This window comes from Spirillospora sp. NPDC048819, from assembly GCF_040650055.1.
In the GTDB taxonomy this organism is placed as follows: domain Bacteria; phylum Actinomycetota; class Actinomycetes; order Streptosporangiales; family Streptosporangiaceae; genus Spirillospora.
The window spans coordinates 132380-146178 of the sequence record NZ_JBEZGN010000019.1 but is presented as its reverse complement, the minus strand read 5'-3'; the positions used below and the strand labels follow the sequence as shown (position 1 = coordinate 146178).

The following is a 13799-nucleotide window of genomic DNA, read 5'->3' as shown; positions in this document are numbered from 1 at the left end:
GCCGCGATCGGCAGGCGACGGGATGATGCGTTCGAGGTCACCCACTCGAGCGCTGGGATCGATAGCCTCGACCAGGACCGGCTACCCTGCCTTAGCGAGCGCGCGACATTTATGTCACCGTTGGGCTACTCGGTCGTCAAACAGCACCCGTACCGGCATAACAGTGCGCTAAAGGGCAAGCTGTACGACACCCCGGTCACTCTTCCTGGGTATGCGTTCGAGGCAGTTCCGTTCCGCTGGATGAACCGCGACTCCTTCGCGCAGGAGATCGGGCGTGATCGAGTCCCCTCCTTCAACCTGACCGCGGAAGAGGCTGCTGATGCCACACTGAGGTATACCCCGCCTTGGGTGATGGACGGAGAAAACCAACGTGCCATCATGGAGGCATTCTTCGAGCCCGTCACCACGGGCGATTCGTTGGTCTTCGCTTACCTGAAGCACTCGCCGCTTCAAGAACAGCGCACCGACCGACTACTGGTCGGTGCCGCACGAGTCACGCGCGTCACTCCGCCTGCAATGTGGAATCAATCGGAAGACGCGCCGTTCAGGTCCTCCATGTGGGAGACGATCGTCGAGCACTCGCTACGTGTCGACATGACCGACGGGATCTTGCTGCCCTACCAGCAGCTCATTCCTCTGATGGACGAGGGAACCGACGTCGACCCGGCGCTCGCATGGGCTCCTGAGGGGCGCACTGTCGAGTTCTCGTACGTGACCGAGCATCTCTCCGACGATGCCGCCCTTGAGGCGCTGGCCTCTCTCCAAGCAGCTGCCGAAGGCATGCGGGGACTGGGCATCGAGGTACCTGACGCTGGCTGTGAGTGGCTGCAGGGTCAGATCGAGCGACTCTGGCAGCTGCGTGGCCCCGTTCCAGGCCTACCGGGCGTGCTCAAGGTAATCGGCGTCCAGCAGCCGTACGTGGCAGCGCGAGCAGTGATCGGAGAGGCCGGAGACGAAACTGACCCGTGGGATCTCTTGCAGACGGTCTTCACCGACCCGTCTGGCGCGCCGAGCACCATAAAACCGCACATCGGTGCCCTCCAGGCCAGGATCTGGAAGAAGGTGACGTCCGAGCGTCAAGCTGTCCTGCGGTTGCTCTCCGGTTTCGACATCTCCCCAGCCCAGGTGCAGATGCTGCTCGAAGGTGAGACCGAGATCGAAATGGTGGCCGAGGACCTGCTGGAGAACCCGTACCTTGCATCGACATGCACTTACGGCATGATGGAGCACGTTCCGTTCACGACCGTCGATCGGGCCTTGTTTCCGTCGACACACGTCACCTGGAAACCGCCGATTCCCGATAAGCTCGAACTGGAGGGCCATCTCGACCGGCGCCGGATCGAAGCACTGCTGACCGATGTGCTCGAACGGCAAGGACGGCAGGGTGACACGGTCGTACCAGAACACGAAACCCTCACGCTGGCAAATGATGTTGCACTTGCCCAGCCGCCTGCCCTTACCACGACGATCTTGGCAGGTCTCGATCTGGACCATGATGGACTCAACGAGTGGAGCGAGTGGTCACCACTGAGAACCCTCTCGCTCGCTGAGGGCCAACCCGCGTACAAACTCACACGCTTCGAAGAAACCTCTTCCGTCATCCGGGACTGGGTCGGGGCTCAGGAGAGCCGGGTCCCCTTCGGGCCGGTCACGGATGCCAGGACAGCGCTGGACAATGCGCTGGACCAGAACCAGGATGTCACGGGAGAGATCGACGAATTGGAGGACCGCGCACGCACCGAGAAGGCTGCCGGTCTGTCTGCGCTCCATGTGGCGCCGCTTTCGGTACTCATTGGGCCGGCGGGAACCGGTAAGACCACGCTGCTACGTGCCTTGGTTGAGTATCCCGAAGTTGCCTCCGGAAACGTCCTCCTCCTTGCGCCGACAGGTAAGGCAAAGGTCCAACTGGAAACCAAGGTCAAGTTGCCCGCCAGGACACTTGCGTCTTATCTGAGCAGCACCAAGAGGTACGAAGGGGATACGGGCCGTTATCTCGTGTGGGGAGAGCAGCAGCCACGGCACAACTATGCGCTGGTCGTCATCGACGAAGCATCGATGCTTACAGAAGAGATGCTCGCCGCTACCCTTGATTCCCTTGCTGGGGTCAAGCGACTCATCCTTGTCGGCGACCCGCGCCAGCTACCACCGATCGGCGCTGGCCGTCCCTTCGTCGACCTCGTCAACAAGCTCCGGCCTGACAAGTTCAGCAGTTGGGTTCGGGTTGCACCCGGCTACGTCGAACTACAGGTGCCTCGGCGCCAACTTGCCGATGGTAGCCATGGTGTACGGCACGACCTCGAGCTGGCGGCCTGGTTCGGCGACAACACCCGAGGGGCGGGCGACGAAGCCATTTGGGCAGAGCTGGCCGCCAACCCCGACCTTCCCACCGTGCGATACGTGCCCTGGAGCGACCGGACTGCTGTTGAGGTGCTGACTGACGAGCTTGAACATAATCTCGATCTCGACGGCGACCCCGACCCGATACGAGCCTTCGCGCTCACCTACGGCGGCGTCATCAACGGCCCCTACCTGAATTGGCAGGTCGGCGCGGGTAAGGACGCCGAAAGGTGGCAGATCCTATCCCCGACCCGATCACGAGCGTTCGGCACGGTTGAGCTGAACCGCCACATCAAACGCACTTATCGGGGCAGCGACACCTCGTGGGCACAGAAGAACACCCCGAATGGCAACATCCCGAGACCTATTGGACCCGAGCTGATCGTTCGCGGTGACAAGGTCATGCAGACCACCAATAAGAAGCTGTCTGCGTGGCCCAAGCAGAATGCAATGAATTACGTTGCGAACGGCGAGATCGGCGTCGCCATCGGATATGTTATGCCAGCGAAGAAGGCGCCGAAGAATAGGCTTCGCCTCAACGTCGAGTTTTCCTCACAACCCGGATTCCAGTACTCGTACTGGCCGACGGATTCTGATGACGCGCTACTCGAACTCGCATGGGCGGTCACGGTCCATAAGTCGCAAGGATCAGAGTTCGACACGACGTTCCTCATTCTCCCTGCTCGGGCCAACGTCTCTCGCGAGCTCATGTACACCGCCCTCACCAGGCAGAAGGACAAGGTCGTCATCCTGCATGAGGGCACACTCTCCGACCTGCGGGAGTTCGCGCAGCCCTGGCGCTCGGAGACCGCTCGGCGGCTTACCGACCTGTTCGACGTTCCACACCCGGTAGAGCTGGAGATCCGGGGCGCGGGTCGCCGCTTCGACCGGAAGCTGATGCATGTTTCAGCAAGCGGTATCCCGATGGCGTCGAAGAACGAGGTCATCATCGCCGGGCTTCTCGACCGACTTGTTCCAGGTCATTGGCGATACGAAGAACCTCTGACCGGTTCCGACGGACGCGTCGTCCTCCCTGATTTCACGATCGCGGCTGCTGATGGGCGAACGGTGTACTGGGAGCATGCGGGCATGCTCGACCTACCCGACTATGCCCGGAAGTGGGAACTCAAGAAAGCCTGGTACGCCGACAACGGCATCCATCCGCACGACCAGGGTGGCGGATCGAACGGCTCACTCATGTGGACTGACGACCTCGACGGTGCCAATGCGAAGGCCTGGTTGATGCTCGCTTCCGAGGTTTTGGGGGTAACGCCGGCCACGATTCCGGGGTCATCGGGCGACGAACAGAGCCAAGCACGGCGAGTCAGGAGGCAGGCGCGACGGCGTCCAAGGCAGTAGGGAGCCGCGATCGGTGCAGGTTGCCAACGAGCCGAGTGCCAGGCTGGCACAGCGTGCGACTTCCTCCTTGGTGTTTAGCATCTGAGCACTGGCTTCCGGGTGGGCGGGGCCGGTGGAGTGGGCGTCGCCAAGAGACGCTGCACGCCCCTGGCGGACATCGCCGAACGACTTGCGCACCCGCGGCGAGCAGATGCGGCCACTGGAAGGCATTCCGGACACATCTCGCGCCTAACAGAGCGGTGCCATGACAGGCAGAATGAGGCGCACTCTCCTCACGGGTCTCGCGATCAGCGCGGGGCTCCTCATCGTGGTCCTCTGTGTCCTCGTCTCGATTCTTCTCCTGCTTCGGTTGGAGGATGACGAGTTGGCGCTGTTCGGACGTCGGTCAGGCGGTCAGTCCGGTCGCGGTCTTCTTCTCCGGTGCCGCCTTACTGGGCATCATCGCGGCGCTCATGATGCAGGGCCGTGAGCTGCGAAACCAGCGTGAAGAGTTGAGGATCGTCCAGGAGGAGCAGTTGCGTAACAGCGAACTCGCGATGCGCGAGCTGCACACCGACCTGATCAAGACGGCCATCGAGGACAGTGAGCGTCTCTCGGTCTGGTCGGCCCCCGCACCCGATGAGCAAACGACCCGCAGGACCACTACTGCAACCTGATCCTCAAGACGCGGCGTACACCGACACCATCGCTCCGTAGGGTTTGCCCGGCGGATACTCGCCCCGCCCCACAACGTGCCGAGCCGGCCTCCTGGATGACTATGCCGCCCGAGTTCCCCCCACTATGCAAAATGGGGCCTCCACCAACTCGCGCAACATCTCTTGCGATGCGCTCGTGCGGACTCAGATGGGCTCACCCGCCGCCTGGACCTCAGAGGTCGTAATCACCTCGGCGAATCTCATCGACCAGCAGCGTGAACGCCGAACGCGTCATCGTCACGTCGCGTCCGGCAGGGCGCTTGGAGTCGCGCACGGCGATCACGTCGGCCATGGCGACGAGCTCAACGCACTCGTTGCCCGTCGCGGTGCTCTTGGAGGCTTTGCGCCATACGACGGAGGAAGGGTCTGCGGAGGGGGTCATAAGGTCAGGGTATCTACAGCTCTGCGGCGATTGCGGTGATGAGAGCTGCACTCTGGTCCTCGCCAAGGGCAGCGTCCCAGATGGCATCGAAGGCGGCGTTGCATCGGGCCACGTGGTCTGCGCCTTCTATGTAGACGTTGCCGTAGATGCCTTCGGAGTAGCCGATGTCAGGGTCCAGCGGGTCGGAGTAGCCGAGGATGACGAAAGAACCCTCGACCCCGGCGCGGGCGCCGACCGTGTACGGCAGGGCGCGGAGGTCGACGTTGGGGCGCTGGGCGACTCGGGTGAGTTCGATGAGTTGGTCACGCATCACCTGTGGGCCGCCGATGAGTTGCCGGAGCGCCGATTCGGCGAGCACGGCCTGGAGTGAGGGTGCATCCGGACGGCTGAGCAACGTCTTGCGAGCCATGCGTGCGTGCAGTCGCTTGTTCACCTCGTCCGGGGCGTTGGGGACACCAGCGGAGATGATGGCCCGTGCGTAGTCCTCTGTCTGGAGCAGGCCAGGGATGAGCTGTACGTGGTAGGTGCGGATCTCTGATGCTTCATCCTCCAAGCTGACGTACCCACCGGTGAAGACGCCGGAGTAAGCGGTCCACCATCCGCGCTGGCCGGCGTCGCGCGCCAGTTGGACGAGGGCGGCATGCACGGAATCCTCGGTGCCGTAGAGGTCGAGGATGCGGCCCACGTCCGCTGCTGTGGCTCTGGTCTTCCCGGCCTCGATCCGGCCAAGCTTGAATCGGTTCCAGCCGAGTGCTGCGGCCGCCTGGTCGAGCGTCATCCCGGCGCGTTCGCGGTGGGCTCTGAGTTCGCGAGCCAGCCTGCGGCCGCGAGCGGTCAGGCTGTGGGGTACCGGTGCCATGGGCTCAGTCTGCCGGAAATCAGTAGCTCTGTGCACACTTTCAGCAACACAAAGCTAAAAAGATCATGCACAGTGCATTGACGCTTAGCTCGGTGCGTGGTCAGATGCTGCCGAGTACGCAGCGAAAGCATGAACTCGAGCGGACCACCGCACGCACAAGACAGCCGCGCGACCGGACAACGGATTGGAGCCCCTGGCCGGCCGCGCGGCCTCCATCCCCCGTGACGGGAGACCAGATGAGAATAGCCCCAAGGAGGCCCACGCCCTCCGGTCCCAACGACCCGACTGGCTCCTTGCACGTGGTCGAGACGCATCCCGACCAGGCGTCCACTGAGACGGAGGCGGACGCAGTCAGAGCCGTCCGCGATACCGCATCTCTCCGGAGCAACGTCCCTGTCCTGACTAGACGAAGGATGGCACCGAGCGGGACCGATCAGCCGTGGTGCATCGATGTGTCGGGCCGTGAAGAGGCGATTCCGCTGGTACGTCGCTGGGTTCGGCTGCTGCTCGCCGAAGAGCCCGAACTGGCCGAGGCGTTCGAGTTGATCGTCAGTGAGTACGGCACCAATGCGCTCTGGCACTCGGCCAGTGGCGCACCCGGTGGCCGCATCAGAGTCGAACTCCTCATCAGCAACCGGCAGGCGCTCCTCACGGTGCTGGACGACGGCCCTGTCCCCGTCCGCACTGATGAGGAAGCCGATCCCGCCGAGCACGGACGCGGATTGATTCTCGCCGACGCGTACGCCGACGAGACCGGTCAGGACGACCGCGCCGACGGCCACGCCGCCTGGGCCCTGATCAACCACTGAGACCAGGACGCGCGCTGCACCCCCTGGTGCGCGTCCTTCGCCGACCGTCCTGGTCGGCCAGTCGTGCGGTCGGTGGCCTGTTCCCCCGGAATCCACCGACCGCACGACGCCCATTCGGCCGTCCTGGCCATCCATCACCTGACGAGCGCGCCTGCCGCGTTCGCTCTGGAGGTGACGTTGTGACTTACCGTGAGTACGCTGCCCGGCCCAGCGGTCTCCCCGATGCTGCCGCCGTGTGGAACCCTTGCCTGGCAGGGGAGCTCGATCTTGACCAGGCTGTGGAAGCCCTGCGGCGACGGTACCCCGGCATGTGCATCTACTGGGGCGAGTACACCGGCTCCCTTTGGGCCTTGCTGCCCGATCAGCTGGTTGAGGCGAAGAACGCATCTGATCTCGCTCGACGCATCGACTCGATTTTCGAGTGCCCGGCTCTCCGGAGCGTTAGAAGCCTCCACGTCCAGCACGAGGTATCACCACCTCGGGCGCTCGACGGCACCTGGGACACGCCGAAAAGGAAGGCGCCTCCCGCAAGGGATCAGTTCTGGCCGGCCGACCCAGAGCCACGCCGCCGGCGTGGCCTCCTGGGCTGGCTCCTGGTCGGTTGCCGCCGGATCAAGCAGGGTCAATTGCGCCTGGCGCCTCCCGTCCGCTGAAGCGGCACCGGTGGCAGTGTCAACGGCGGCCTCTTGCTCGAGATGGTCTGCAGTCATGAGGCGCAGCGAGGTGCGCCCCCAGAGGAAGGGCCGTGGCCGTGAGGCGCGGTGCCGTCGCATTCGCCGACGAAGTACTCGACGCCATCCCGGCTGGGAGGCCCGAGCGAGCAGCCGAGTTCGGCTCAGGGCCGCCCTGATCAACGATCCGGGCTGCATGCTCTCTTCAGCAGTCGCATGGATGGAAGTCACAGGCAGATCTTCTCATTGCGGCTCTGCACCGAGAGTCGTTCTCCTTTCGGGTATTACGCAGGCTCCAGTGAGGCGTGGCGGCGAGTTGTAATGAGCTACTCGGTCGAGAGGAGTAACCTACTAATGGCCTTTCATAGCGATGGCCTAGCCGTAACTCTGCGGTCCGCCGCCGCCCGCCGCAGCAGCGTAAGAGCTTGAGAGGGATGCGCTGGCACAGTTTGGGCGCCGCGCTGTTTAGAGGCTGCAAGGTAGGGCCGTGTCGCGACACGTTGTGGATTCATGGAAATCCACCGCAATGTGGTGCGGGACCGGGCGCGGTCCTGGACGAGTTGATCGGAGGTGCAGTCACGAGCGAGGTACAGCTCAACCAGCAACGCAAGCTCCAGCGACGTTCGCAGCTCGGCGGAGGACGCCGACGGGACCGGGAGATGAGGTTCCGAGTCAGCGACCAGGAGTACGAGGAAATCTGCGCAGCAGCCCAGCGAGCAGGAGCCGCCTACGGCACCTTCATTACCCAGACCGTACAGGCAGCCATTCGTCAGCACGAATTAGGACTGCAACCAACCGCGGAACTCTGCGAAGAACTGCGCGGCATCGCGCGACAGCTGAACCGAATCGGCGTGAATCTCAATCAGCTGGCGCGCATAGCGAACACGACAGGACAGGTGCCCTGCGAACTGCCCGCCGCATTGCCGTATCTGGAGAACGTCCTCCGCAGAGTGGACACCTCGTCCGTTGAGATCGGCCGGCTTCTGCGTTGATCGGTAAAGTAACCCGAGGCGAGAACCTCGCAAGGCTGCTGTCCTATCTCTACGGCCCCGGCAGCCGAAACGAGCACGTCGATCCCCGCATCGTCGCCGGGTTCCGGCTCCCCATGGCCCTGGAACCTGGTCTCGACGCCAGAGGCCATCGGGACTTCCGCCACCTGGTCGGTGTCATGACCTCCCCGCTCGACACCCTCCGGCACACGCCACTGACCTCGCCGGTCTGGCAGTGCTCGGTCCGAGCGGCCCCCACAGACCGAACCCTGTCGGACGACGAATGGGCCGACATCGCCGAGGAGGTGTTGCACCAGACCGGATTCGCCCCACGAGGCGACGACCAGGCATGCCGCTGGATCGCCATACGGCACGCCGACGACCACATCCACTTGGCCGTCGTCCTGGCCCGCGAGGACGGACGCAACCCCAACGTCCACCGCGACTACTACAAGGTCGCCGACGCCTGCCATATCGCCGAGGAACGCTACGGCCTCACCCGAACCGCACCCGCCGACCGCACAGCAGCACCCCGACCGACCCGAGCCGAGACAGAACTCACCGACCGCAAGAACTGGCCGGAGCCACCCCGCATCACCCTCCGCCGACGGGTGGCCACCGCAGCTGCCGGAGCCGAGAACGAAGAAGCCTTCTTCGCCGCCCTCGAAGACGCTGGAGTGCTGGTCAAGACCCGAGAGAGCACCCGCAACCCCGAAGAGATCACCGGTTACGCCGTCGCACTTCCGCACCACATCAACCAAGAAGGCCAACCGGTCTGGTTCTCCGGAGGCAGACTCGCCGCCAACCTCACCCTCCCCAAACTCCGCCACCGGTGGTCAGCCCCACAAGGAAGGAACCTGTCCTACCAACACACGTTCTACAGAGGGGAGATGACCCACCAGGAACGATCCGCGGCCTACCAACAGGCCGCCCGAGCCGCCGCCACAGCCACCTGGCAGATGCGCCACATCCAAGACCCGAGAGTCCGCGCCGACGTGGCCGCCGCAGCTGCCGACGTCCTCAACGTCACCGCGGCCATCACCGGCAACCGAGAACTCGCGGAGGCCGCGGACTTCTACGACCGGGCAGCCCGCGAACCCTACGGATACCAGCCACCCCACACGCCCTACGGAACGAACCTCCGCACGGTTGCCCGCGCGCTGGCCCTATCCGAAATCCGAGGACGACGAGGTCATCGCCCGAGCCTCGCTGGAGTCCTGCTCCATCTCGTCGTGCAGGTGGCAGCCCTCATTGAGGCGATCGCGGAGGTCCGGCAGCTGCAGCAGCGTGACGCCCAGGCCGCTGCCGCCCGAAATGCCGCCGCCCAGCTCACCAGCCTCAGCCGGCACACTCCGAGACCGCCGTCCCCGACGTTTCCAAGGACGCCGCCGAACCTCACAGCCGAGCAGAACGCCGCGCGTCTCGCCGCCACCAGCTTCCCGATACCCCTCGGCCATCAGTTGAACGATAACCAGGGCCAACCCGTCAGACCCGCGTCCTCGCAACCTGGCTCGCACCGCCGCCGCGGTCCATTGCGGTAGCCCGACAGCAGGACCGGACGCCACGCCGGACGCAGTCGTGGCGTAATGATCAACGCAGGCGCATACTAACGGAGCGTAAACAGCTTCAACGATGCGCAAGCAGTACACGGGCGCGGCGTCCGAGACCGCGACCTGAGCCACTTCATCCCCACCGCATGAGAAAGGCGAGGCCATGACCGACCACAGCCCGAACATGGGACCCACATCCACAAGGACGCCACATGACCGACTACACGCCGGCCCCCGACGTCGCTGGTAACGACGACGAGACCGTCCAACTCGCAGCCAACCTGTACGAACACGTCCGCCAGCTCAACTACGCCACCGCCGGCCCGCCGAGCCTCACGCAGCCCGCCACCGCGTACGCCGTCCTCGGCAACCTCAGCGCAGCCACCTACGGTCTCGATCAGGCCCTCGACCAAATCAACCGCTTCTTACTGCGCGAACTCCAGGCTGGCCGTCTCGGCCACAACCACCGCGAGGACCTCACCGGCGTCCTGAGCCGCCGCAGCCAAGCTCTGGCCGAAGCCAGGCACTACACCCAAGCTCTCTGCACGGCCCTCAACGAAGCCCAATCCGCTATCAAGACCGTCCGCTCGCGCCCCACCAGAGGGCGCAAAGCGGACCTCACAACCCCGGGCGAAACGGACGAACAAGATGCCGGAGTAGCAGCGGCAGCCGACGACTTCCCGAGACCGATCAGCGATCCACCGCTCATCGAACCGCCTCCCACCAGCGCACGGCACGCCTCGATCCGCACCTGCCGCACAAACATTCCGGAGGTCTGAGCATGGAGTTGATGAGCCGCGAGGAACTCGCCACCCTCCCCACCACAACCACCATCGAAACCGCTGCCCGCGCCCTCGGCCTCGGCCGAACCCGCGCCTACCAACTCGCCCGCGAGAACCGCTTCCCCTGCAAGGTCATCCGCATAGGCACCACCTACCGAGTAGTCACCGCCGACCTCCGGCGCCTCATATCCAGTAACGACGGCCCTTGATCCGGAAAGCCGCCTTGCTCGGGCGCGTTCGTCGGCTCCAGTGCCAGCGTGTTTGCTTCAACGGGACGCTAACCCAGCAGCGCCCGAACCTGACTTCGGTCATTCGTTCCTGATTCGGCCGGGTGTAGCGCGTTGACCCGTGGCGATGCTCCGTCAGAGGGCTGATTTCAGGCACTAATTGGTGCCCTACGATCGGGGTGGCGTCGGTACAACGGGTGCGGACGGCCTCGGGCGCGACGGCGGTACAGATCGCGGAATACGTCGATGGGCGTCGTCGGATAGTGACGCACGTGGGCTCGGCACACACCGAGGCCGAATTGGGCCTCCTGCTTGAGCGTGCCCGCGGCCTACTCGCGATCCCGGGCAGGGCGAACTCGATCTGGGGATCGAGCCTGCGCCAAGGAAGGTCCGCTGGTCGCGCCCGCCCTGCAGGAGGCGGGGTTGTTCGCCGATCCGGCCCAGGGCGGCCGTCGTGAGCGGCAGCGTGAGCAGCGCCGTGAACGGCCACGGGTGTCGGCCCCCGAGGTGACCGGCACATCGTCACGGCTGTTGTTCGACGTGCTCGCCGCGGTCTACTCGAGCCTGGGGTTTGACGCGGTCGCCGATGAGACGTTCCGTGACCTGGTGATCGCCCGCATTGTGGAGCCCACCTCGATCCTGGACACCGGGCGCGTCCTGATCGACTTGGGGCGCAAGTCCGCCAGCGACAAGACGATGCGCCGCACCCTGAACCGGGCCCACAAACTCGGCTACCGCGACCAGATCGCGACCGCCTGCTTCAACCATGCGACCACGAGCGGTGATGTGTCGCTGCGCCTCTACGACGTCACGACCTTGTATTTCGAAGCCGAGAACCAGGACGCGCTACGCAAGGTCGGCTACTCCAAGAACGCCGCGTCGACCCCCAGATCGTGGTCGGGCTGCTGGTCGACCGGCACGGGTTCCGCTGGAGATCGGCTGCTTCGAAGGAGACCAGGCCGAGACTCACACCATCGTCCCGATCATCAACCGGTTCGCCGAACGTCACAACCTGGCCCACATGGTCGTCGTCGCCGACGCCGGGATGCTCTCGGCCAAGACGCTGACGGCCCTCGACCAAGCCGGCCTTGCCTTCGTCGTCGATTCCTGGGCCAACAAGGCGCCCATCGACCTGGCCTCCCATTTCCGCTGGCTCGGGGACTCCTTCACTGACCGGCAGATCATCGACACCATCACCCCAAAAAACACCCGGACCATCGAGAACGACCCGGCCAAACGCGCCGAGCCGGTCTGGGAGCTTTGCGACTCATCCCGGCTCCTGGCGGGCGGTGTGGGGCCTACTCCACCAAGCGCGCCGTCCGCGACAATAAGACCCTCACACTCCAGGAGAACCGTGCCCGCGAGGTCATCGCCGGGAAGAAGAAGGCCAAGGCCACCAGGTTCGTCAATACCAGCAACGGCAACCGGTCGCTGGAGGAGGCATCGCTGGCCCGTGCCCGCCGGCTGGTCGGGCTGAAGGGGTATATCACCAACATCCCCGCTACCGTCATGCCCGCCGCCGAGGTCATCGCCGGCTACCACGACCTCTAGCACGTCGAGCAGTCCTTCCGCATGTCCAAGACCGACCTACGAGCACGGCCGATGTTCCACCACACCCGCGACGCGATCGAGGCTCACCTCACCATCGTGTTCACCGCCCTGGCCGTCAGCCGCGAAGCCCAGAACCGGACCGGGCTCGCGATCCGCAACCTCGTCCGACAACTACGGCCGCTACGCAGCGCGACCATCGCCATCAACGGCACCCAGCAGACCCTCCCACCCGCCATCTCCGACGACCAACAAAAGATCCTCGACACAATCAAAACTGCCATGGCTCAGGGACTAACCCGAATGACCGAAGTCAGGCCGAAGGATCGAGGTTCAGCACTCTGCGATATCGCTCCCTCACATTGAAAAGCTCGACGACGGTCAATTCCACCCCACGGACGCGCGTCAGGTTCGCAAATGGTGCATCGCGGAGCAAAGCCGAACAGAATACCGGCGGAGTGTCAGATAACCGTACAGACCTCTGGCAGGTGACCGACGAACCAACGAGCCGGGCATCCGGTGGGCAGATCCCATATCAGGGTGATCGCGTCAGCGCAGAGCCCTCTGCAATGGCTCTATCGGACACAGCGGCCGCTGATAGCCCTCATTCAGCTGGGAAGACCCGGCGGCTCTCCTGATGGATCACCCTGAACTGCTCGCTGAGGAAGTCATCCACGCTACCGGTGCCGCACACGAGCGCTGGTGGAGCTGAAGCTCGGGTCCGCGTGTGACTGTAGAGTGTGACGACCGAGAAATCATCGAATCGGTATGCGCTGAACAGGAACTCGCCGGAGCGGAAGTAGACCTCTATCTGCGCTCCACCAGATACGCTGATTCTTTCGTAGAATTTGCAGGCGTCTCCGATTTTTCCCTTCAGACGATCTATCTCTGTGTCGAACCTCCAAGCCAGGGGACGGAGAGTGTCGGAATCCTCCATGTTCGGAAGATAGACTCTCATTCTGTTCTCTGGACGTGCGGCAAAGGAGATCAGATGCCGAGCATGAAAGTTCCGCCAAGTCTGCCCATATGCAACGAGAATATCAAGATTTCTGCTGCGTGAAAATGTCTCGCTCCAGTTATAGTCACTAAGATAGGAATCGCCTACCCATAGAATGCCCGAGTCTCCAGGGGGGCGAGGTGCAGAAGTGGTAGACCTTCCACTTCCAGACGCCAGCCCTGTCTGAAGGCGTTCCCATGCCACCACCCACGGGTCCACAGCACTACGGTCAACACCGCACGCCCTGACAAAGCCAGACACAAAATTCTTGCGAGGTGCACGCTTCTTCGCGAGTACGTCACTGATGGTGCTGCGCGCCAATGGGTATCCGTTCCGCTTTCCCCAGCGCTCGATACTCCGTATCGATTTGTCTGCTCGGCGCCTGAGAGCCTCCAGCATTTCGACCATGTCGCCGACAGACTCGATCCGCCGCGGGTCCAGTCCCGCCCCGTCCTGCCCCACCACAGCCCCCACATGTCCTGTCCAGGGATGTCCGGAATCGTCCGGTGAAGTGCACGTACGATAGCGGACGGTGACGGCTTCGGCGAGGACAGGGCCGCTTCAGGCCAGGAGACAGGTCCGATTATGTCCGAT

10 protein-coding genes and 1 pseudogene are annotated in these 13799 nt (G+C 63.9%); 8 read left to right on the top strand and 3 right to left on the bottom strand.

Features of this window, described 5'->3' with window-relative positions; genetic code table 11:
- Positions 1-120 precede the first annotated feature (120 nt).
- Together AB0C35_RS24775 and AB0C35_RS24770 are read left to right on the top strand one after the other, a co-directional pair.
- Positions 121-3696: an ATP-dependent RecD-like DNA helicase gene (locus AB0C35_RS24775; protein ID WP_358459967.1), complete on the top strand. Its 3576-nt coding sequence runs from the start codon at positions 121-123 to the stop codon at positions 3694-3696.
- Positions 3697-4052: 356 nt separating this feature from the next.
- Positions 4053-4352: a DUF6082 family protein gene (locus AB0C35_RS24770; RefSeq protein ID WP_358459964.1), complete on the top strand. Its 300-nt coding sequence runs from the start codon at positions 4053-4055 to the stop codon at positions 4350-4352.
- A 211-nt stretch (positions 4353-4563) separates the two neighbouring features.
- On the opposite strand, the gene AB0C35_RS24765 is transcribed toward AB0C35_RS24770, so the two are convergent.
- Complete coding sequence (locus AB0C35_RS24765; protein WP_358459961.1) at positions 4564-4773, bottom strand: DUF397 domain-containing protein; 210 nt, start codon at positions 4771-4773, stop codon at positions 4564-4566.
- A gap of 13 nt (positions 4774-4786) precedes the next feature.
- Complete coding sequence (locus tag AB0C35_RS24760) at positions 4787-5632, bottom strand: helix-turn-helix transcriptional regulator (RefSeq protein WP_358459958.1); 846 nt, start codon at positions 5630-5632, stop codon at positions 4787-4789.
- Between the two features lie 413 nt (positions 5633-6045).
- On the opposite strand from AB0C35_RS24760, the gene AB0C35_RS24755 reads away from it, so the two are divergent.
- From AB0C35_RS24755 to AB0C35_RS24730, 6 genes and pseudogenes are all read left to right on the top strand, one after another.
- Complete coding sequence (locus tag AB0C35_RS24755; protein ID WP_358459955.1) at positions 6046-6441, top strand: ATP-binding protein; 396 nt, start codon at positions 6046-6048, stop codon at positions 6439-6441.
- Positions 6442-7771: 1330 nt separating this feature from the next.
- Positions 7772-8104, top strand: a complete 333-nt coding sequence (gene mobC / locus AB0C35_RS24750; protein ID WP_358459952.1) for a plasmid mobilization relaxosome protein MobC — start codon at positions 7772-7774, stop codon at positions 8102-8104.
- Positions 8101-9642: a hypothetical protein gene (locus AB0C35_RS24745; RefSeq protein WP_358459949.1), complete on the top strand. Its 1542-nt coding sequence runs from the start codon at positions 8101-8103 to the stop codon at positions 9640-9642. Before mobC ends, AB0C35_RS24745 begins: the two co-directional genes overlap by 4 nt.
- Positions 9643-9863: 221 nt before the next feature.
- On the top strand, positions 9864-10430 hold the full coding sequence (locus AB0C35_RS24740) for a hypothetical protein (protein WP_358459946.1): 567 nt from the start codon (positions 9864-9866) through the stop codon (positions 10428-10430).
- Positions 10431-10432: 2 nt separating this feature from the next.
- Positions 10433-10642, top strand: a complete 210-nt coding sequence (locus AB0C35_RS24735; protein ID WP_358459943.1) for a helix-turn-helix domain-containing protein — start codon at positions 10433-10435, stop codon at positions 10640-10642.
- Positions 10643-11173: 531 nt separating this feature from the next.
- A pseudogene (locus AB0C35_RS24730) lies at positions 11174-12472 on the top strand (IS1634 family transposase); the annotation flags it as partial.
- Between the two features lie 340 nt (positions 12473-12812).
- Here AB0C35_RS24730 and AB0C35_RS24725 read toward each other — a convergent pair.
- A complete protein-coding gene (locus tag AB0C35_RS24725; protein ID WP_358459941.1) occupies positions 12813-13145 on the bottom strand; it encodes a hypothetical protein in 333 nt (110 codons plus the stop codon).
- Positions 13146-13799: the final 654 nt, after the last annotated feature.

Excerpts from the sequence above, each read along its gene's own strand:
- AB0C35_RS24735 (WP_358459943.1), top strand. The coding sequence starts at position 10,433 with ATGGAGTTGATGAGCCGCGAGGAACTCGCCACCCTCCCCACCACAACC.
- AB0C35_RS24725 (WP_358459941.1), bottom strand. The coding sequence starts at position 13,145 with ATGGAGGATTCCGACACTCTCCGTCCCCTGGCTTGGAGGTTCGACACA.
- AB0C35_RS24770 (WP_358459964.1), top strand. The coding sequence starts at position 4,053 with ATGACGAGTTGGCGCTGTTCGGACGTCGGTCAGGCGGTCAGTCCGGTC.
- AB0C35_RS24740 (WP_358459946.1), top strand. The coding sequence starts at position 9,864 with ATGACCGACTACACGCCGGCCCCCGACGTCGCTGGTAACGACGACGAG.
- AB0C35_RS24765 (WP_358459961.1), bottom strand. The coding sequence starts at position 4,773 with ATGACCCCCTCCGCAGACCCTTCCTCCGTCGTATGGCGCAAAGCCTCC.
- AB0C35_RS24755 (WP_358459955.1), top strand. The coding sequence starts at position 6,046 with ATGGCACCGAGCGGGACCGATCAGCCGTGGTGCATCGATGTGTCGGGC.
- AB0C35_RS24760 (WP_358459958.1), bottom strand. The coding sequence starts at position 5,632 with ATGGCACCGGTACCCCACAGCCTGACCGCTCGCGGCCGCAGGCTGGCT.
- mobC (WP_358459952.1), top strand. The coding sequence starts at position 7,772 with ATGAGGTTCCGAGTCAGCGACCAGGAGTACGAGGAAATCTGCGCAGCA.